General features: G+C 70.1%; 16 protein-coding genes. 10 read left to right on the top strand and 6 right to left on the bottom strand.

Annotated features, from left to right (window positions below):
* Positions 1-56: 56 nt before the first annotated feature.
* The 4 genes from MUY14_RS31855 (at position 57) to purE (ending at position 4,392) form a co-directional block, all read left to right on the top strand.
* Positions 57-1,400, top strand: coding sequence for a glycosyltransferase 87 family protein (locus MUY14_RS31855; RefSeq protein ID WP_247014604.1), 1,344 nt, complete (start codon positions 57-59; stop codon positions 1,398-1,400).
* Positions 1,375-2,583, top strand: a complete 1,209-nt coding sequence (locus MUY14_RS31850; RefSeq protein WP_247014603.1) for a glycosyltransferase 87 family protein — start codon at positions 1,375-1,377, stop codon at positions 2,581-2,583. Before MUY14_RS31855 ends, MUY14_RS31850 begins: the two co-directional genes overlap by 26 nt.
* Before the next feature lie 112 nt (positions 2,584-2,695).
* Positions 2,696-3,880: a 5-(carboxyamino)imidazole ribonucleotide synthase gene (locus MUY14_RS31845; protein WP_247014602.1), complete on the top strand. Its 1,185-nt coding sequence runs from the start codon at positions 2,696-2,698 to the stop codon at positions 3,878-3,880.
* 14 nt (positions 3,881-3,894) lie between these two features.
* The gene (gene purE / locus MUY14_RS31840; RefSeq protein WP_247014601.1) at positions 3,895-4,392 is read left to right on the top strand and encodes a 5-(carboxyamino)imidazole ribonucleotide mutase; all 498 of its coding nucleotides are present in this window, start codon (positions 3,895-3,897) and stop codon (positions 4,390-4,392) included.
* 8 nt (positions 4,393-4,400) lie between these two features.
* Here purE and MUY14_RS31835 read toward each other — a convergent pair whose 3' ends face one another.
* Together MUY14_RS31835 and MUY14_RS31830 are read right to left on the bottom strand one after the other, a co-directional pair.
* A complete protein-coding gene (locus MUY14_RS31835; protein WP_247014600.1) occupies positions 4,401-6,956 on the bottom strand; it encodes a pentapeptide repeat-containing protein in 2,556 nt (851 codons plus the stop codon).
* Positions 6,957-7,078: 122 nt separating this feature from the next.
* Entirely contained in the window at positions 7,079-8,746 is a 1,668-nt protein-coding gene (locus MUY14_RS31830; protein ID WP_247014599.1) for a class I adenylate-forming enzyme family protein, read from the bottom strand.
* A 114-nt stretch (positions 8,747-8,860) separates the two neighbouring features.
* On the opposite strand from MUY14_RS31830, the gene MUY14_RS31825 reads away from it, so the two are divergent.
* The 3 genes from MUY14_RS31825 to MUY14_RS31815 all read left to right on the top strand — a co-directional run bounded on the left by MUY14_RS31825 (position 8,861) and on the right by MUY14_RS31815 (position 11,620).
* Positions 8,861-10,018 (top strand): acyl-CoA dehydrogenase family protein, encoded by a 1,158-nt coding sequence (locus MUY14_RS31825; RefSeq protein WP_247014598.1) that lies wholly within the window; start codon positions 8,861-8,863, stop codon positions 10,016-10,018.
* A 178-nt stretch (positions 10,019-10,196) separates the two neighbouring features.
* Positions 10,197-11,126, top strand: a complete 930-nt coding sequence (locus MUY14_RS31820) for a triacylglycerol lipase (protein ID WP_247014597.1) — start codon at positions 10,197-10,199, stop codon at positions 11,124-11,126.
* 68 nt (positions 11,127-11,194) lie between these two features.
* Entirely contained in the window at positions 11,195-11,620 is a 426-nt protein-coding gene (locus MUY14_RS31815) for a hypothetical protein (RefSeq protein WP_247014596.1), read from the top strand.
* Here the strand turns inward: MUY14_RS31815 and MUY14_RS31810 are convergent.
* On the bottom strand, positions 11,617-12,009 hold the full coding sequence (locus tag MUY14_RS31810; RefSeq protein WP_247014595.1) for a hypothetical protein: 393 nt from the start codon (positions 12,007-12,009) through the stop codon (positions 11,617-11,619). The genes MUY14_RS31815 and MUY14_RS31810 overlap by 4 nt on opposite strands.
* An 80-nt stretch (positions 12,010-12,089) precedes the next feature.
* On the opposite strand from MUY14_RS31810, the gene MUY14_RS31805 reads away from it, so the two are divergent.
* Positions 12,090-12,905: a DUF1206 domain-containing protein gene (locus tag MUY14_RS31805; protein ID WP_247014594.1), complete on the top strand. Its 816-nt coding sequence runs from the start codon at positions 12,090-12,092 to the stop codon at positions 12,903-12,905.
* Here MUY14_RS31805 and MUY14_RS31800 read toward each other — a convergent pair.
* Positions 12,902-14,758: a translation factor GTPase family protein gene (locus tag MUY14_RS31800; RefSeq protein ID WP_247014593.1), complete on the bottom strand. Its 1,857-nt coding sequence runs from the start codon at positions 14,756-14,758 to the stop codon at positions 12,902-12,904. The genes MUY14_RS31805 and MUY14_RS31800 overlap by 4 nt on opposite strands.
* Positions 14,759-15,005: 247 nt before the next feature.
* On the opposite strand from MUY14_RS31800, the gene MUY14_RS31795 reads away from it, so the two are divergent.
* On the top strand, positions 15,006-15,443 hold the full coding sequence (locus MUY14_RS31795) for a DoxX family protein (RefSeq protein ID WP_247014592.1): 438 nt from the start codon (positions 15,006-15,008) through the stop codon (positions 15,441-15,443).
* On the opposite strand, the gene MUY14_RS31790 is transcribed toward MUY14_RS31795, so the two are convergent.
* Positions 15,440-16,150, bottom strand: coding sequence for a TIGR03089 family protein (locus tag MUY14_RS31790; protein ID WP_247014591.1), 711 nt, complete (start codon positions 16,148-16,150; stop codon positions 15,440-15,442). The genes MUY14_RS31795 and MUY14_RS31790 overlap by 4 nt on opposite strands.
* Positions 16,151-16,258: 108 nt before the next feature.
* Here MUY14_RS31790 and MUY14_RS31785 point away from each other — a divergent pair, with 108 nt between their 5' ends.
* On the top strand, positions 16,259-17,119 hold the full coding sequence (locus MUY14_RS31785; RefSeq protein WP_247014590.1) for an NAD(P)H-binding protein: 861 nt from the start codon (positions 16,259-16,261) through the stop codon (positions 17,117-17,119).
* Between the two features lie 122 nt (positions 17,120-17,241).
* Here the strand turns inward: MUY14_RS31785 and MUY14_RS31780 are convergent, their stop codons facing one another.
* Entirely contained in the window at positions 17,242-18,504 is a 1,263-nt protein-coding gene (locus tag MUY14_RS31780; RefSeq protein WP_247014589.1) for an LCP family protein, read from the bottom strand.
* Positions 18,505-18,530 lie beyond the last annotated feature (26 nt).

Genomic DNA, 18,530 nt, shown 5'->3' with positions numbered 1-18,530 from the left:
CGCTTCCGCCCGGACCTCGCTGACCTGGACCGGGCCGGTCATGATTTCCTGGTGCGGTGACCAGGACCGTATCCACCGACGTCGACGGCGAAGTCGCGGCCAGCTCCCACCACCGGCTGGCCCTGCGGAAGTCACTCGCCCGCCTGTCCGTCCGCCCTCGGTCGATCCTGATCCTGTCGGTGATCCCGCTGGTCGCGATCGGCTACGGCATCTACGGCTGGCAGCACGACTGGGTGCTCGGCGTGGACAGCGCGGTGTACCGGGCGGGCGCTTTGACGCTGCTGCACGGCGACTCGCTCTACGACGCGAACACCCTGCCCAACGAACCGTGGTGGGCGCTGCTGCCGTTCACCTACCCGCCGACGGCGGCGCTGATCTTCGTCCCGCTCGCGGCCTTCCCGACGCAGATTTCGTGGGGGCTGATCACCGCCGTCTCGCTGGGCGCGATGGCGCTGTCGATCCGGATCGCGATCGGCGCCCTGCCCCGCCCGTCCGCCGACGGGCCGCGCTGGTGGGCCTCGCCGGCCCGCTCGACCATCGTGTTCTTCCTGGTCTTCCTCGGGCTCGAGCCGGTGTGGCGGACGATCTTCCTCGGCCAGATCAACCTGATCCTGATGGCCATGATCCTGCTCGACATGCTGGTCATCGGCGCCCGCGGCAGCCGGTGGGGCGGCGTGCTCGTCGGGGTCGCGGCGGCGATCAAGCTCACGCCGCTGGTGTTCCTCGGGCACCTGTTCGTCACCGGCCGCCGGATGGACGCGATCCGCGGCTTCGCGACGTTCCTGCTGCTGCAGGGCCTGATGTTCCTGATCAATTCGCACGACGCGGCCAAGTACTGGACCGTGACGCTGCCCGACACCGGCCGGATCGGGCCGGTGCACTGGGCGGGCAACCAGTCGCTGAACGCGCTGATGAACCGGGCCACCGACCTCGCGCCGTGGGCGTCGAAGGCCGCGATGGGCATCGGCTTCCTGCTCGCGATCCCGGCGCTGTGGCTGCTCATGCGGTTCCACCGCAAGGGGCAGGCGCTGGCCGCGCTGCTCGTCACGGCCTTCTGGACGCTGCTGATCTCGCCGATCTCGTGGACCCACCACTGGGTGTGGGTCATCCCGCTGATCGTGCTGCTGGTCTCGCGGCTGCCGAAGACCACCCCGAAGACGGCGTGGAAGCGCTGGGTCGGGACGTTCCTCGCGGCGTTCGTGTTCGTCAGCTGCGTGCTGCTGATCCTGCCGAACGGGCGCAACGTCGAACTGCACTGGACGGTCTGGCAGAACATCCTGGGGGACGCCTACATCCTGATGCCGGTGGTGCTGGCCGTGGCGCTCATCCTGCGCTGGGGCCTGCAGCGGCGGGCGCGGAAGAAGGCGGCCGCGCGTGTCGACGTCGAAGCCGGCGTCTGAGGCGCGCACCGGCCGGGTGCTCGCGGGGGTGCTCGCGCTCGCTGTCCTGGCACTGGGGGTCGTCGGCTGGCTGGCCGGGTGGCACCTGGGCGCGGACAGCGCCGTGTACCGCGCGGGTGCGCTGACGCTGCTGCACGGCGACCCGCTCTACACGCGGGACGTGCTGACCGCGCTGCCTGACTGGGTACGGCTGCCGTTCACCTACACGCCCGCCGCGGCGCCGCTGTTCCTGCCGCTCGCGCTGGTGCCGTCGGGCCTGGTGTGGGGCGTGATCGCGGTTTTGTCGGTGGTCGGTCTTATGGTCGTGATCACGGTGGTTTCGTCGTCGCCGGGGCACGCGCCGCTTCTGGGAAGAAGCCGGTGGGCGCTGCCGGCGGGAACGGCCATCGCGCTGGCGCTGGAACCGGTGTGGAAAACGCTGTTCCTGGGCCAGATCAACTTGATACTGATGGCGTTCGTGGTGCTGGACGTCCTGGTGCTCTCGGTGCGCGGGTCGCGCTGGGCGGGCGTGCTGATCGGCGTGGCGGCGGCGATCAAGCTGACCCCGCTGATCTTCGTGCCGCACCTGTTCTTCACGGGCCGGTGGAAGGACGGGCTGCGGGCGGTGGGCACGTTCGTGGCGCTCGAAGCGGTGATGTTCGCGGTCATCCCGGTCGACGCGGCGCGGTTCTGGCGGGATTCGGCGACCGACCCGAGCCGGGTCGGGTCGGTGCACTGGATCTTCAACCAATCGCTCAACGGGCTGGTGAACCGGGCTTCGGCGCTGGCCCCGTGGTCGCTGGCGGTGGCGGTCGGCGTGGCGGCGGTGCTGGCCGTGCCCGCCGTGTGGCTGGTGGTGCGGCTGCACCGGCGTGGCGAGGACGCGGCCGCGTTGCTCGTGACGGCGTTCTACGGCCTGCTGCTGTCGCCGGTGTCGTGGTCGCACCACTGGGTCTGGTGCGTGCCGTTGCTCACGCTGCTCGTGGTGAAGGCCCGCTGGTGGGCCGCGGCGGCGGTCGCGGTGCTGTTCGCCTCGCAGATCGTGATGCTGGTGCCCAACGGCGGCGACCGGGAGTTCGGCTGGGGCCTGGGCTGGTCGCTCCTCGGCAACGTCTACGTGCTCGCGGCGGCGGCGGGGATCCTCGGGCTGGCGGTGCGTGAGCTACGCCTGGTCCGGCGGTCGGCCGGCCTGGTGACCGTTTGACAATCCGGCCGAAAGCAGGCGGACACTCACCGGAGCTGGCAGCTCACCGCACTTGTTCCGGCGTGGCTGCCGGTCGGATTGTCAAAAATCGGCGCAGTAGGCTGAGCGGGCTATGGACAAACACACCGGTCTGCCCGTCGTGGGCATGGTGGGCGGCGGGCAGCTGGCCCGGATGACCCACCAGGCGGCGATCTCCCTCGGCCAGTCCCTGCGCGTGCTCGCCGCGGGGGAGAACGAAGCCGCGGGTCTCGTCGCGGGCGACGTCTCGCTGGGCCACCACACCGACCTCGAGGCGCTGCGCAAGTTCGCGGCCTCGGTCGACGTGCTCACCTTCGACCACGAGCACGTGCCGGGCGAGCACCTGCTGACGCTGGCGATGGAGGGCTACGTCATCCGGCCGGCGCCGACGGCGCTGGGCTTCGCGCAGAACAAGCTGGTGATGCGCGAGATGATGGCGGGCCTCGGTGTGCCGGGCCCGGCCTTCGCCGAGGTGTCCACAGTGGACGACGTGGTGGCGTTCGGCGACGACCACGGCTGGCCGGTGGTGCTCAAGGCGTCGACCGGCGGGTACGACGGCCGCGGCGTCTGGATGCTGGACACCGCGCAGCACGCCCGCGAGACCGTGCCGGAGCTGCTCGAAGCGGGCACGGCGCTGCTGGTCGAGGAGAAGGTGGCGATGCGGCGGGAGCTGTCCGCGCTCGTCGCCCGCTCGCCCTTCGGCCAGGGCGCGGCGTACCCGGTGGTCGAGACCGTCCAGGAGGGCGGCATCAACACCGAGGTGCTGGCCCCGGCGCCGGGGCTCGACGATTCGCGGGTGCACGAGGCCCAGGACCTGGCGCTGCGGATCGCCGCGACGCTGGACGTCACCGGCCTGCTCGCGGTCGAGCTGTTCGAGACCGACACCGGGCTGCTGGTGAACGAGCTGGCGATGCGCCCGCACAACTCGGGCCACTGGACCATGGACGGCTCGCGCACGTCGCAGTTCGAGCAGCACCTGCGCGCGGTCCTGGACTACCCGCTGGGCTGCACGGACCTGGTCGCGCCGGCGTGCGTGATGGCGAACGTGCTGGGTGCCGCGGTGCTGCCCGAGATGGGTCCGGACGAGCGGCTGCACCACCTGTTCGCGCGGTACCCGGAGGTCCGCGTGCACCTGTACGGCAAGCAGGAGCGCCCGGGGCGCAAGCTCGGGCACGTCAACTTCACCGGCGAGCGCATGGAGGACCTGCGCAACCGCGCGCTGCTGTCGGCGCACTGGCTGTCCCACGCCGTCTGGCTCGACGGCTACGAGATCCACTGACGGGAGTGACGGGTATGGCGCCGCAGGTGGGCGTGATCATGGGCAGCGACTCGGACTGGCCGACCCTGGAGGCGGCCGGCGCGGCGCTGGACGAGTTCGGCGTCGAGTACGAGGTCGGCGTCTACTCGGCGCACCGCACCCCGCAGCGCATGCTGGACTACGCGACATCGGCGGTGGCCCGCGGCATCCGCGTGATCATCGCGGGCGCCGGCGGCGCGGCCCACCTCCCGGGCATGGTCGCCTCGGCAACGGTCCTCCCGGTGATCGGCGTCCCGGTCCCGCTGAAGTACCTGGACGGCCTGGACTCCCTCCTGTCGATCGTCCAGATGCCGGCAGGCGTCCCGGTGGCCACGGTCTCGGTGGGCGGCGCCCGCAACGCAGGCCTCCTGGCCGTCCGCATCCTGGCGGCGTCCGACGAAGCCCTCCGCTCGAAGATGGCGAAGTTCCAGCAGGACCTGGAGAAGCTGGTCCTGGACAAGGACGCGGCCCTGCGGACCAAGACCGGTCACTGAGGCCGCGGCTAGCGCAGGTTCTCCTCGAAGAAGGGGAGCAGCGTTTCGTCGATGTGGGCGTTCTCGCTCAGCCGCGCTACGACCGGGCGGCCGCTCTGCGTGGTGCCGATGAGCTTGCCGCCGGTGCCGTTCTTGATCTGGACGTGCCCGATGGAGATCAGGAACTGCACGAACTTCTTGGCCAGCTTGACGTTGCGCTCGGAGGCGCCGCGCTGCTCCAGGCCGAGGCGCTGATGCCACGCTCCATCCAGGAGGACGCGGCAGATCTTCTCGCAGATGTCGAAGTTCTGGTCCAGGCAGTACATGAAGTACGGGTTGACGGGGTCGGTGATCGCACCTCGCCGTTTCAGGTAGCCCCGGAGCCTGGTCGCGTCGAGCACGTGCAGGTCCTTGCCGACCTTCAACAGCGCCGTCGAGTCCTTCGTGAGGTTGGTGAAGTTCGCTCCGGTGCACACCAGCCCGGTGATCTCGGTGTCCAGCATCAGGAGGTTGGAGAAGTCCGCGCCGGTCACGTCGGCGTTCGTGAGCACGCACGCGTCGATCGCGGAGTCCGAGAAGTTCGAACCGGTCAGGTCCGTGCGGGAGAAGTCGGTGTCGGTCATGATGCTGCTCGACGCGTTCAGCCCGCGCAGGGTGACGTTGTCTTCCGCACTGAAGTTGATGCCGCTGAGCGTACAGTTCGAGAGGTCGAGGCTGTCGCCGACGAGGTCGGTCAGGCTCTCGGGGACGCTGCGGTTCTTGCGCTCGTTGTGCCGCTTCGCGCCCCAAAGCAGGATGAGCATCTGGTCGATGCCCTTGTGCATCTTCCGCGACGGCCAGAGGGCGGACAGCTGCGTGTAGGCCTCTTGCAGCTTGTCCTGCGGCATCGAGTTGACGAAGGTGATCATGGTGTCCGTCACCGGGACGGACCGCGGCTCCGGCCGACCGTCGACGAGACAGTCGATGAGGTAGCCGGCCAGCAGGTACTCGCGCAGGGAGTTGTGGGAGAACTGCCACTGCGCGGTGACCTTGTCGGTGCTCCTCGTGAGGGTGGTGGAGGACCGGAGGTCGTCGAAGAGGGAGTCTTCCGCGTCGGTGACGCCTTCGACCCGCTTCTTGGTCATCTTCGATTCGAAGACCGTCCTGATGACCTCGCGGAAACTGGACTCGTTGACGCTCTTCTGCTGGCTCGTGGACGTGTACAGGGCGAGCTTCTGGAGGAAGAGCAGCCGTTCCGTCGGGAACAGGGTCGACGTCCGGGCCCAGTCGCGGAGCATGAGCTTGTGGACGATCAGGTTGTAGATGTCCCACTCGGACATCTTCTGCTCGGGGTCTCCGGCGTCGTCCTTCTTCAGTTCTTCGACGACGTCGAGGAGGTAGGTGATGATCACCGGCTTGCCGGACAGCGAGACGTTCCGGTCCTCTTCGTTGCGGAAGACCTTCGACAGCAACCCGGTGACGACGCTTGCGCCTTCGGGGTCGTCCTTCAGGCGCCGGCGCACCAGCTCGATGGTCTGCTCGTACGTCAGGTCGCGCAGGCTGCGTTCCACGCGGTTGAGGACGAACCGCTCCAGCAGCGAATCGACCTCGCGTTCCTGCTCGACGACGGCGCGGTCCAGGACGTTGATCTGGCGGTGCGAGCCCAGCTTCTGGTACAGGACTTCGAACACCCGCAGCTCTTCGGCTTCGGTGAAGTAGTTGGGGCGGCTCGTCAAAATCCCCTTCGCCCCGTTGCTGGCCAGGTCGGCGAGCGCCTCCAGGCAGGCACGCCGCTCGCGCACGTTCAGGTACTGGGCCATTTCGTCGTAGCCGTCCAGCAGCAAGACGACGCGGCCGTTGGAGATCATGCTCTCGACGAAGGAGACCGGGAGGTGGGCCAGCTCGTTCCGGTCGAGGAAGTGGTGCAGCAGCCCGCGGGAGTCGAACTGCTTGGCGAAGTCACGGAGTTCGATCCGGAACGGCAGGCGCGGGCTGTCGCCCTTCTGGTACAGCTCCGCCCACCGCTTCTGCAGCACCTCGGTCAGCGCGGTCTTGCCGGTGCCGTACTCGCCGACGATGATCAGCCAGGACCGGTCCTTGTCCTCGTCGTGCAGCCAGTCGGTGAGGTGTTTCGTCGCCCACTGGTTGCCGTACTTGTCGTCGAAGTTCGGCTCTTCGTAGACCTCGTCCAGCGCCTGCAGGGTCTTCGCCTGACGCGAATCGCCGAGGATGTAGGACAGGTACGGTTGAACTCGTTCGAAGTTCGCGAACAGTTCGTTGTAGGTGAAGGTGAGGATCCCCTCGGCGCCGGCGCTTTCCTTGACACCCGCCGCGAACCCCGCCGGGGAAATTATCATTCGCTGCGCGCCCAGTCGGGTGCGGAAACGCGTCAGCTTGGCGAGTAGCTCTTCGTATTTCGCGCCGTCCACGTGCTGGATGGTGGCCTCGATGTAGACGTTCTGCTCGCTGAAGCCGGAGAGCTGGGTCGCGACGAGATCGACCGCGGCCCCGTCGAACTCGACGGGGCCGGCGACGTCGTAGCCGTTGGTCTCGAACAGCCAGCGCACTGCTTCGGGCAGAGTGATCGCCGTGAACGTCTGGTCCATGCAATTCCCCCGGCCGCCGTCGTTCTCGTCATGATAGGCAGTTCGCCACGGCTTCGGAAGCGCTTCGCGGTCCGTCCGGGTTTTGTTACACCGCCCGCGGTCTGATGCGTATTCGATATTGGTCAGTTACCTGACAGCTGCTCCCGCAGTTCGCGCTTCAGCACCTTCCCCGCCGCGGACACCGGGATCTGCTCGACCACGTGCACCTCCCGCAACCGCTTGTACGGCAGCACCTTCTCGTTGACCGCGGCCATCAGCTCGTCCGCTTCCAACGGCCCGTTCGGCACCACGAACGCGACCGGCAGTTCGCCGACCTCGTCGTCCGGGCGGCCGACCACCGCGGCCGCCGCCACGCCCGGCATCGTCACCAGGAGCTCCTCCAGCTCGCGCGGGAAGACGTTGTATCCCTTGTACAGCAGCATGTCCTTCTTGCGGTCCACGATGGACAGGTAGCCGTCGGCGTCGAGGATGCCGATGTCGCCCGTGTGGAGCCAGCCGTCGACCAGTGCGTCCGCCGTTTCCTCCGGGCGGTTGCGGTAGCCCCGCATGATCTGCGGGCCGCGGAGGCAGACCTCGCCCTTCTCGCCCGCCGGGAGGGGGTCTTCGCCGCCTTCGGCCGGGACGATCTTGACCTGCGTGTCGAAGATCGGGACGCCCACCGAGCCGACCTTGCGGGTGCCCGACTGGTACGTCGGGGAGATCACCGCGCCCATCGTCGCTTCGGTGAGGCCGTAGCCCTCGCTGACGACGACGCCCGGGAAGCGCTCGCGCAGTGCGTTGATCATCGCGTGGTTCATCGGTGCCGCGCCCGAGCCGATCGAGCGGACCGACGACAGGTCGGCCGTGTGGAACGACGGCGTCGCGAGCAGCGCGGCGAACAGCGCCGGGGCGCCGCCGATGCCCGTGATGCGCAGGCGTTCGGCGTCGGCGACGTAGGCGGCCGGGTCGAAGCGGGTGTGCAGCACGATCTTGGTGCCCGCGATGACCGCCGCGTTCAGGCCGCCGATGATGCCCATCGCGTGGAACCACGGCGTCAGGTTGATCGCGACGCCGGTGCCCAGGCGCGTCACCCACTCTTCCTCGCTGCCGATCTGGTCGAGGGTGATGTCGCCCCGCTCGTCGAGCGCCGGCACCGAGCCGGAGCCCCAGCAGGCGTGCTGGAGGGTGTTGACCACGACGTTGCGGTGCGTCAGCCGCACGCCCTTCGACCGGCCGGTCGTGCCGCCGGTGTAGGCGAGGTGGGCGAGGTCTTCGTGGACGTCGGTGTCCACGTCGGGGCGCGTCTCCGGCTGCCCGGCCTGGAACGCCTCGAACTCGACGGCGTCCTCGGCCAGGTCACCGGCCGGGGCGACGACGACCGTGAGCCGCGCCGGGATCCGGTCGGCCACGGCGGCCAGCGCGCCCGCGACCGGGCCGAACGTCACCACGGCCGCGGCCTCGCAGTCGGCGAGCTGGAACGCGAGGTCGGCCGGCGGGAGCAGCGGGTTCGCCGGGCTGAAGGTGGCCCCGGCCAGCAGCGTGCCGTAGTAGGCGACCGGGAAGGCGAGGCAGTTCGGCAGGTGCAGCGCCACGACGTCGCCGCGGCCGATGCCGCGGTCCCGCAGCGCGTGCGCGAACCGGCAGGCCGCGCGGTAGGTCTCGGTGAAGGTCAGGCTTCGGCCGTCGTGCTCGAAGGCGGTCCGGTCGCCCCAGCGGGCAGCGCCCGCGGCGAGGATCGAACCGACGGAGACTTCGGGGTAGTCGAGGGAGGCGGGCAAACCGGGCGGCGTCGTCGGCGCGGTGAGCGGCATCACTCGACCATACGAATTCTGCGGTCAACGACACAAGGACGAGGGCGCCACCTGCTGTGAACGAGCGCTAACATCGACAGAACTCTTCCGACGTTGCAGAGAAGGTGACCCGAAGTGACCGACGGCCTGTACCAGCTTGCCGAGGAGCACGAGGAGCTGCGGGCCGCGGTCCGGGCTCTGGCCGAGAAGGAGATCGCGCCCTACGCGGCCGAGGTCGACGAGAACGAGCGCTACCCGATCGAGGCGTACAACGCGCTGGTCAAGTCGGGCTTCAACGCCGTCCACATCGGCGAGGAGTACGACGGCCAGGGCGCGGACGCCGTCGGCGCCTGCATCGTGATCGAGGAGGTCGCCCGGGTCGACGCGTCGGCGTCGCTGATCCCGGCCGTGAACAAGCTCGGCACGCAGCCGATCATCCTGTCCGGCTCGGAGAGCGTGAAGAAGCTGGTGCTGCCCTCGATCGCGTCGGGCGAGGCTTCGGCGTCGTACGCGCTTTCGGAGCGCGAAGCGGGCTCGGACACCGCGTCGATGCGCACGCGCGCCCGGCTCGACGGCGACCACTGGGTGCTCAACGGCACCAAGTGCTGGATCACCAACGCGGGCGAGTCGTCCTGGTACACGGTGATGGCCGTGACCGACCCGGACGCGGAGAAGAAGGCCAACGGCATCTCGGCGTTCGTCGTGCACAAGGACGACCCGGGCTTCTCGGTGGGCCCGAAGGAGAAGAAGCTCGGCATCAAGGGCTCCCCGACGCGCGAGATCTACTTCGAGAACTGCACGATCCCCGAGGACCGCATCATCGGCGAGCCGGGCACCGGCCTGAAGACGGCCCTGCGCACCCTCGACCACACCCGCCCGACGATCGGCGCCCAGGCACTGGGCATCGCCCAGGGCGCCCTCGACGCGGCCGTGGCGTACGTGAAGGACCGCCGCCAGTTCGGCAAGGCGATCGCGGAGTTCCAGGGCGTCCAGTTCATGCTGGCCGACATGGGCACCAAGATCGAAGCGGCCCGCCACCTGGTCTACGCCTCGGCAGCGGCCTCGGAGCGCGGCGACAAGCGCGCGGGCTTCATGGCCTCGGCGGCGAAGATGTACGCGTCGGACATCGCGATGGAGGTGACGACGGACGCGGTCCAGCTGTTCGGCGGCGCCGGCTACACCCGCGACTTCCCGGTGGAGCGCATGATGCGCGACGCGAAGATCACGCAGATCTACGAAGGCACGAACCAGATCCAGAAGGTCGTCATGGCCCGGGCCCTGCTCAAGGGCTGACGCCCGCGCGAACGACGCCCCCGGCACCCACTGGTGCCGGGGGCGTTTTGCGTAGTGGCTCTTACCAGCCCGAACGTCGAAAGAAAATCACTCACCAGGGGGAGTGTCCGGACAAGTTACTCGCGCGTTAAACCTGCGGTGACGCGGATCACCATCGGTTCACAGAGAGGTGAAGCGGATGGGCGCAACGACGCGCAGGTGGCTTACGGCGGCCGCGGCCACGGTGGCGGTGCTGGTGCTGGGGGCGGGGACCGGCCGGGCTGCCGAACGGGAACCCACCGGGCCCGTGCAGCCGAACATCCTCACGGCCGCGGTCTACTCGCTGGGGGCGCCCACCATCGCGCCGCCCGGGGCGAACGACTGGAACTGCAAGCCCTCCGCGCAGCACCCCAATCCCGTGCTGCTCTCCAACGGGACCACCGCCAACGCCTACGAAAACTGGGCCAACCTCTCGCAGAAGCTCGCCAACGCCGGGTACTGCGTCTTCGCCGGGAACTTCGGCGGGGCGCCCGGGGCCTTCCTGCAGACCGTCGGGCCCGTTGCCGACACCACGAAAGCGCTTGCGGCCTTCGGCGACAAAGTCCTCCGAGCCACCGGTGCGAAGAAGCTCGACGTCGTCGGGCACTCGCAGGGCGGGATGAACGTCCGGTACTGGATCAAGTACCTCGGCGGCGCCGACAAGATCAGCCGGCTGGTCGGGCTGTCGCCGTCCAACCACGGGACCGACCTCTTCGGGCTGCTCAGCACCCTCGAGATGATCCCCGGGGTGCCCGCCGCGCTCGGGACCGTCTGCCAGGCGTGCAACGAACAGGCCGTCGGGTCGGACTTCCTCGCCGACCTGAACGCCGGGGGCGAGACCGTCGACGGCATCCAGTACACCGTCATCCAGACCCGGTACGACGACGTCGTCACGCCGTACACGAGCGCGTTCCTGCCCGCGAAACCGAACGTCAAGAACATCCTGCTGCAGAACGTCTGCGGGCTCGACTTCACCGACCACCTCGGCATCACCTACGACCCCGTCGCGCAGGGGCTGGTGCTCAACGCGCTCGACCCCGCGCACGCCAAGACTCCGCCCTGCGTGCCGGTGCCACCCGTGATCAGCTGAGTTTCGCCACATGAGACATAACCCACCGCCGGGGCGGATTTCCGCTCCGGCGGTGTCACCCTCGAAGCATGTACTGGCCGGTTCCGGCGTCCTGGACGCCCCACGACGAAGCCGAGCTGGTCGCCGGCTGGCGGCTGTGGCTCGAGCTGTCCGACCGTGCCTGGCCGACGGCCGCCTGGGACGGGACGCCGGCCGGGGCCGTTCGTCAGCTGCGGGAGCTGCTCGCCGCGTGCGACGAGATCGAAACCGCTTACCGCGCGGCCGCCGATGAGCCGTCGGACGGCTTCCTCCGGTTGACGCAGGGGCTCGCCGTCACCGCCGGTTCGGTGATCTCGCTCTGGTTCGACGACGTCGACCAGCTCGACGGGGAACGCGCCGCCCTGCTGCACGACGACCTCGCCCGGTTCGCCGAACAGGCCGAGCAGGTCCTGACGCTGCTCGCCGTCAACGGCGGCTGGACGGGGCTCGACGAGGTCCGGCGCCGCCCCGCTTAGGCGAGCGTCGGGTCGGCGCCGCCGCCGGGGACGAAGAGGAACTGCGTGCCGCCGAGCATTTCGTCGATCGGGCGGTCCAGCTCCAGCTTCGGCTCGTCGGTCAGCGAGCAGCCCAGCGTGAGCCGCGTGTCGACGTGCTCGCGGCGTTCGACGCGGTGGCGCGTCCGCTCGCCGTCGAGCGACCAGGTGCCGTCCAGGACCATGCCGAGCCGGAGCGCGAGGCGGCTCGCGGCGCCGTCCCAGGTGAAGCGGTGGACGACGAACTCCGTGCTCCAGCTCGACCAGTACTGCCAGCCCGTCCCGTCGGCGCGGAAGCCGAGTTCGGTGTACTCGGTCGAGCCCGGGTGCACTTCCGACTCCGACCAGTAGCCGATCAGTCGCGCGTCCATACCGGGATCCTCCCATCGCCGCACGGAATTCCGCCGCATAGCCCAGCGCAAGCCGGTCCGGACTGGGTACCCCAGAAGTCATGAACCGGACAGAGGCCACCGCCGACAGAGGCGAGAAGAGCGACACCGCGCAACTGCTCGGGCGCATCGGCATGGCGTGCTACGGCGTCGTGCACCTCGTCATCGCCTACCTCGCCTTGCAGGTCGCCTTCGGCGACAGCGAGCAGGCCGACCAGAAGGGTGCACTTCAGCAGATCGGTTCCACGGCGTTCGGCCAGATCCTGCTCTGGATCGTCGCCGTCGGCCTGATCTTGTTCGGCCTGTGGCAGTTCCTGATGGCCGCCACCGGCTACGAATGGGTCAGCGGCGGCAAGCGGACGCGCAAGCGGATCGGGGCCGCGGCGCGCGGCGTCGTCGTGATCGCGCTCGGCTTCACCGCCATCCGCATCGCCACCGGCAGCGGGGGCGGCGGCTCGAGCAACCAGAGCCAGCAGGAGTTCACCGCCAAGCTGCTCCAGCTGCCGGCCGGGCCGGCACTGGTGGTCATCGCCGCGGCCTGCGTGCTGGGTGTCGCGATCGCCGCCGGCGTGAAGGGCGTCAAGAAGAAGTTCCTCGAAGACCTGAACACGAACGAGCTGCCCGGGAAGACCAAGCGCTGGATCGGCGGGGTCGGCACCACGGGCTACCTCGCCAAGGGCGTCGTCCTCGCGATCGTCGCGATCCTCCTCGCCATCGCCGGGTTCAACGCCGACCCGGGCAAGGCCGGCGGGCTGGACGCCGCGCTCAAGACGCTCGTCGCCCAGCCCTTCGGCCCGGTGCTGCTGGTCGTGGTGGCCCTCGGCTTGGCCGCGTTCGGCGCGTACTGCTTCGGCGCGGCCTGGGCCCACAAGCGCTAACGCCGGGCCACCTGCGCCAGGTATTCCTTGCGGTCCAAGGGGTTGTCGCCGGTCCGGGGACGGACCGGCGGCGGCCCCGGGTACGGCCGGTACTCGTGGAACTCGGCGAGGAAGACGCCTTCGCCCTGGCTGAGCGCCGGCAGCGCCTGCTCGAACTCGTGGACGTGTGCCGCCGGGATGGTGCCCCGCAGCGTGCAGGAACCGGGCCCGGTGCCGGGTTCGCCGGGGACCGCGCGCAGCTCGGCCAGCTTGAGCAGCACCGCGCTGACGGCGGTCACCGGGACTTCCAGCTCGAAGCGGTGCACCGGCTCGTGCACCCGGGTGCCGGCCTCCTTCAGCGCCGCCATCAGCACCAGCGGCGTCATCTTCCGGAAGTCGCCCGCGGCGCTGAGCGGGCTGAAGAACGCCGTGTGCGTCAGCGTGACGGCGACGTCCAGCACCTCCCAGCCGTAGAGCCCCTGTCCGAGCGTGTGGTGGACGGTCTCCTCGATCGCCTTGTGGAACGCCAGGGGCAGCGACCCCAGCTCCACCGACAGGCCGAACGTGACGCCGGGGCCGGGCTCGACCCGCAGCCCGACCGTCGCGAAGAAGTACAGGCGCTGCTCCGGATCCAGCTCTTCGAGGGCCTCGCCGCGGGCGACCGGCTTCTCGACGTACAGCGTCCGCGTCCGCTCGAAGGTGACGTCGATGCCGGCGCCGTCGGCCAGCATCGAGCGCAGCACCTCCTTCTGCACTTCGCCGTACAGCCGCACCGAAACGTCGTGGCCGTACCGGCGGACGTCGATCAGCGGGTCCTCTTCGGACAGCCGGGTCAGCGCCGTGAACAGGGCCGCGGCCTGCTCGGGCCGGACCGGCCGGACGACGGTCTCCAGGCTCGGCGGCGCGAACACGCCGTCACTCGCGGTGCCCGGGGTGCCGAGCCGGTCGCCGATCCGGACCTCGCGCAGCCCGCGCACCCGGGCGACGTCCCCGGCGAGCGCCACGTCGTCGCCGGCGACTTCGACCGCGGAGACCCGGCCGGTGAGCTCGCTTTCGCCGCGGTAGAAGGAAATCCGCTGCCGCGCGGCCAGAGAACCGGAGTGCAGCCGGGCGTAGGCGATCTTCTCCCCGGCCCGGCCGCGGTCGATCTTGAACACGGTCGCGGCGAGCGGCCCGTCGCCGGTGCGCTCGGTCGCCGGGAGCAGTTCGGCCATTGCCGTCACCAGGTCCGCGACGCCGTCGCCGGTGATCGCCGAGCCGGCCAGCACCGGGTGCAGCGTGGCCGCGCCGACTTGCCGGGCCAGCTCGGCGCGGCAGGCGGCGGCGTCGGCCCGGTCGTCCACATAGGACTCCAGGAAGGTGTCGTCGCCGTCGGCCAGCAGTTCGCCCAGCTCGTCGGGGGAGGTGGCGGCGTTCAGCGCGAACGCCCGCGGCGCCAGCTTCGCGCGAATGTCGGCGAGCTGGTCGCGCGCGCCCATCCGGTCGGCCTTGTTGACGAAGACGAGCGTCGGGATGGCCAGGCGGCGCAGCGTGCGCATCAGCACGCGGGTCTGGGCCTGGACGCCCTCGACGGCCGACACCACCAGGACGGCGCCGTCGAGCACCCGCAGGGCCCGCTCGACCTCGGCGATGAAGTCGGAGTGGCCCGGGGTGTCGATCAGCGTGATCCGGGTGCCGCCGGTCACGAAGGAGGCCACCGCCGAGCGGATGGTGATGCCGCGGCGGCGTTCGAGCTCCAGGGTGTCGGTCTGGGTGTCGCCGCGGTCGACGCTGCCGAGGTGGTCGATGACACCCGCTTCGAAGAGCAGGCGCTCGGTCAGGCTGGTCTTCCCGGCGTCGATGTGGGCCAGGATGCCGATGTTCAGGGTTTTCACGGTCGTGGGGGATCCTTTGTGATGCGGGTGACAGGCCGGGCGGATCGGTCTGTCGGCGCATCGGGGTCTCCTCACGTTCGTTGGCGCAGGTCAGGGCGAAGATAGCGCTCGCGGCGGCCGCCGCCAATCGCTTTTCCGGTCCCTGTCGGTTCCCTGTCGATCACCCTCCGATGCTTCGGTGGGGGGTTCCGGGGCCCTAACTTGGGGCGGGTCAGTTGAAAATTCACCCACCGGGGAGCTGAAACCGATGTTCGGACGATTCAAGGACGTGGCCCTGTTGCTGGGGAGGATCGGCGTCGCGGTCGTCTTCCTCGCGCACGGGCTCCAGAAGTGGAACAACGGCATCGACGGCACGGCGAAGTTCTTCTCGATGACGGGCATCCCGATGCCCACGGCCGCCGCGGTCTTCGCGATGACCGTCGAAATCCTCGGCTCGATCGCGTTCATCGCCGGGTTCCTGCTGCCGCTGGTCGGCATCGGCTACGTCGTGATCTCGGTCGGCGCGCTGCTGTCGGTGCACATCGACAACGGCCTGACCGGGCAGGGCGGCTACGAGCTCGTCCTCGTGCTGGCGCTGGCCGGGCTCGCCCTCGGCTTCAACGGCGGGCGGCTTTCCCTGGACCACCTGCTGTGGGGCCGCAAGCGCGCCCGCCGCGCCGAAGCCGGGGAACTGCAGAACGCTTAAGCGGGGAGGTCCGCCGTGGTGCGCTCCGCATCACGGCGGGCACCCAGTTTCGCCGGGTCCGCGTTGCTGATGTGCACCAGGTGCGCGCCGGCGGCGAGGGGGACGAGCAGGCCGTCGAGGATGCCCCCCGCACCGTCCCAGTCCCTTGTGGACAGCACGCGGTCGTCCCCGGACAGGCCCAGTTTCGCCGCGCGGGCGCGGGCTTCGGCCAGTACTTCGTCCACAGTGGAGCCTTCGAGTGCCGCCGTGTGGCCCGGGATCGGGAAGAGCGGGCGGTACTGGTCGCCCGCCAGCCGGGACTCCGTCAGGTAGTCGAACGCGCCGCCGCCGGGCGGTTCCGAGAGGCCGCGGCCCATCGGGTCGAGCGTGACGACGGCGGTCGCGGTCGCGCCGGTCGGCTCCGGGTCGTCCGGCCCGACGAACGCCACCCGCGCGCCGGCGCCCTCGGCCACCACGCGCGCCCCGCACCACCACGCCCCGAGCAGCACCCCCACGGTCTGCCAGTGCGCCGGGAGCTGCACGGCCACCGCGTCGCCCGGTTCGACGTCGAACTCCTCGGTCAGCCAGTTGGCCGTTTTCGCCGCCCAGTTGGTGGTGGTCGCCACGGAGAGTTCGACGCGGCTGCCGAGCTGGTCGTCGTAGTGGGTGATCAACGGTCGGGCGGGCGAGGCCAGCAGCGGGCGCAGCAGCTCGTCGGTCAGGCTCATGGGGACAAGGCTAAAGCGCGGACCAGGGGCCTCGCCGGTTGACACCGGATCGCCGAGCTGAGTAGCTTTGCTTTGCAAGCAAATCTATTTCGGAACTGGGGAACAACCATGACCATCCTCGTCACCGGAGCCCGGGGGAACGTCGGGCGAGCGGTGCTGGACGAGCTCGTTGCCGCAGGTCAGGACGTGCGCGCGGCGAGCCGGGACGCGACCGCGCTCGAGGTGCCGGACGGCGTCGCGAAGGTGAGCGCGGACCTCGAAGACCCCTCGACGCTGGACGCCGCGGTGGCGGGCGTGTCGGCGGTCTTCCTGTACACGCGGCCGCAGGGGATCGAGGGGTTCGTGAAGGCGGCGCACGCGGCCGGCGTCGGGCACGTCGTGCTGCTGTCGTCGGCGGCGACGCTCGAACCCGAGTCCGCGCAGAGCCGGATCGCGCAGCTGCACCACGCCGTCGAGCAGGCACTGGCGGCGGCGCCGTTCGCCTCGACGGTGCTCAACCCCGGCGCGTTCGCGACGAACACCCTGGGCTGGCGTGCGGACATCGCGGAGGGCGTGGTCCGCACGGCGTACCCGGACTCGCGCATCGGCGCCATCCACGAGCGCGACATCGCGGCGGTCGCGGCCCGGATCCTGATCGACGGTTCGCACGTCGGGGAAGCGCTCGCGTTGACGGGCCCGGAGCCGATCTCGTTCCGCGAGCAGGCGGCGACCCTCGCGGACGTCCTGGGACGGCCGCTGCCGGTCGAGGAGCTGACGGCGGAGGAGGCGGCCGGGCGGATGACGGCGCTGGGCTGGCCGCCCGAGGTCCCGCCGGAGATCCTGCGGGCCTGGGCGCGCACGGTGCGGGAGCCGTCACTGGTGACGGACGTGGTGCGCGAGGTGACGGGCCGCCCGCCGCGAACGTTCCGGCAGTGGGCAGAGGACCACCGCGCCGACTTCACCCGACCACCCGGCGTTGGTTCGGTGTGAGATGACGTCACTTTCGTAGGGAAAGTGGCGTGAAGTCGGTGTGAGGTAGCGGCACTTTCGTAGGGAAAGTGGCGTGAAGTCCGTGTGAGGTGGCGGCACTTTCACGTGAAAGTGCGCTCGGGTCAGTTGACGCAGGGGACGCTGGGGGAGGGTTGGAGCAGCGGTGCCGCGGTGGGGGCGGTGCCGCTGCCCGAGCCGCCGCCTGATGGGGCCGGGGCCGCCGTTCGGCCCGCCAAGCCCGCTACGTACTCGCGGACCGCCTTCGGGTCGATCTCCACGATGCTCTGCCCGTCTTCGCTCCGCCCGTTCGCCGTGATCACCGGGATCGTCGCGAACGCCAGGTCGCCCGACGCGATCCCCTTCGCCTGCTGCGCGAACTGCAGCAGGTCGAGTCCCGGGTCGATCGTCAGCGCGCGGTGGACCGCGTCCATCAGGCCGTTCAGCGTGCCCGGGCTCGTGAGCGTGCCCGCCGACAGCACCTGGTGCAGGGCCGAGGACAGGAACGCCTGCTGGCGCACGATCCGGTCGAGGTCGCCGCGCGGGAGGTTCTTGCGCTGGCGGACGAACGACAGCGCCTCGCCGCCGGACACCGTCTGCTCGCCGCGGCGGAAGTTCGCGCCCGAGTCCTTGTCCTCGGTCGCGTGGTTCAGGCAGACCTTCACGCCGCCGAGCGCCTCGGTCAGCAGGTAGAAGCCCAGCAGGTTGACCTCGGCGTAGTGGTCGATCCGCACCTGCGTCAGGTCCTGCACCGCCTGCACGAGGACGCGGCGGCCCTCGGTGTCCGAATCGCGCTCGATCTTCGCCTGGTCGCGCTCGCCCTGACCGCGCAGCTCCTGCGCGAAGTGCGCCTTCGCGATGCCGTACGCCGAGTTGATCTTCGCCTTGCCGCGGCCAGGGACGTCGGTCCACGTGTCACGCGGGATCGAGACCGCCGACGGCTTGCCGCCGTTCTTCGGCACCCGCAGGACGATCACCGTGTCCGTGTTCACCGCGCCGTTGTTGGCTTCCGTGCGCAGCTGGCGCAGGAGCCGCGCCGGGAGCGGGTTGCCCTGGGCGTCCGTGCGCGCGTCGCTGCCCACCAGGAGGATGTCGTCGGCGCCGTCGTCCGCCGGGGGTGGCGCCGGCTCGCCCGCGCGCGGGGTCAGCGCGTCGGTCGTCGGGACCGTGCTCTGCAGCTGGTCCTTCGTCACGTACGCGTAGCCGCTGGCGCCGAGCGCGAGCAGCGACACCAGGCCGAGCGCGACGCGGCGGGTCACCCGGCCGGCCCGTCGCGCGCGCGATGGCACCGGAGCGGGCGCCGTCCGCGGAAACGGCGACGGCTTCCACTCGTCGCTCTGCGTCACCGGCTCGGCGGTCGCGTCCGGCTTTTCCTGCTCGTCATCCACCCTGGCCTACCTCCCCCGACCACCCT

Source organism: Amycolatopsis sp. FBCC-B4732, assembly GCF_023008405.1.
GTDB classification, from domain to species: Bacteria; Actinomycetota; Actinomycetes; order Mycobacteriales; family Pseudonocardiaceae; genus Amycolatopsis; species Amycolatopsis pretoriensis_A.
The sequence above is the reverse complement of the archived record's forward strand: the minus strand, read 5'-3'. Positions and strand labels throughout refer to the sequence as shown.

Excerpts from the sequence above, each read along its gene's own strand:
- MUY14_RS31845 (WP_247014602.1), top strand. The coding sequence starts at position 2,696 with ATGGACAAACACACCGGTCTGCCCGTCGTGGGCATGGTGGGCGGCGGG.
- MUY14_RS31835 (WP_247014600.1), bottom strand. The coding sequence starts at position 6,956 with ATGGACCAGACGTTCACGGCGATCACTCTGCCCGAAGCAGTGCGCTGG.
- MUY14_RS31795 (WP_247014592.1), top strand. The coding sequence starts at position 15,006 with ATGTTCGGACGATTCAAGGACGTGGCCCTGTTGCTGGGGAGGATCGGC.
- MUY14_RS31820 (WP_247014597.1), top strand. The coding sequence starts at position 10,197 with ATGGGCGCAACGACGCGCAGGTGGCTTACGGCGGCCGCGGCCACGGTG.
- MUY14_RS31805 (WP_247014594.1), top strand. The coding sequence starts at position 12,090 with ATGAACCGGACAGAGGCCACCGCCGACAGAGGCGAGAAGAGCGACACC.
- MUY14_RS31790 (WP_247014591.1), bottom strand. The coding sequence starts at position 16,150 with ATGAGCCTGACCGACGAGCTGCTGCGCCCGCTGCTGGCCTCGCCCGCC.
- MUY14_RS31815 (WP_247014596.1), top strand. The coding sequence starts at position 11,195 with ATGTACTGGCCGGTTCCGGCGTCCTGGACGCCCCACGACGAAGCCGAG.
- purE (WP_247014601.1), top strand. The coding sequence starts at position 3,895 with ATGGCGCCGCAGGTGGGCGTGATCATGGGCAGCGACTCGGACTGGCCG.
- MUY14_RS31810 (WP_247014595.1), bottom strand. The coding sequence starts at position 12,009 with ATGGACGCGCGACTGATCGGCTACTGGTCGGAGTCGGAAGTGCACCCG.
- MUY14_RS31830 (WP_247014599.1), bottom strand. The coding sequence starts at position 8,746 with ATGCCGCTCACCGCGCCGACGACGCCGCCCGGTTTGCCCGCCTCCCTC.
- MUY14_RS31785 (WP_247014590.1), top strand. The coding sequence starts at position 16,259 with ATGACCATCCTCGTCACCGGAGCCCGGGGGAACGTCGGGCGAGCGGTG.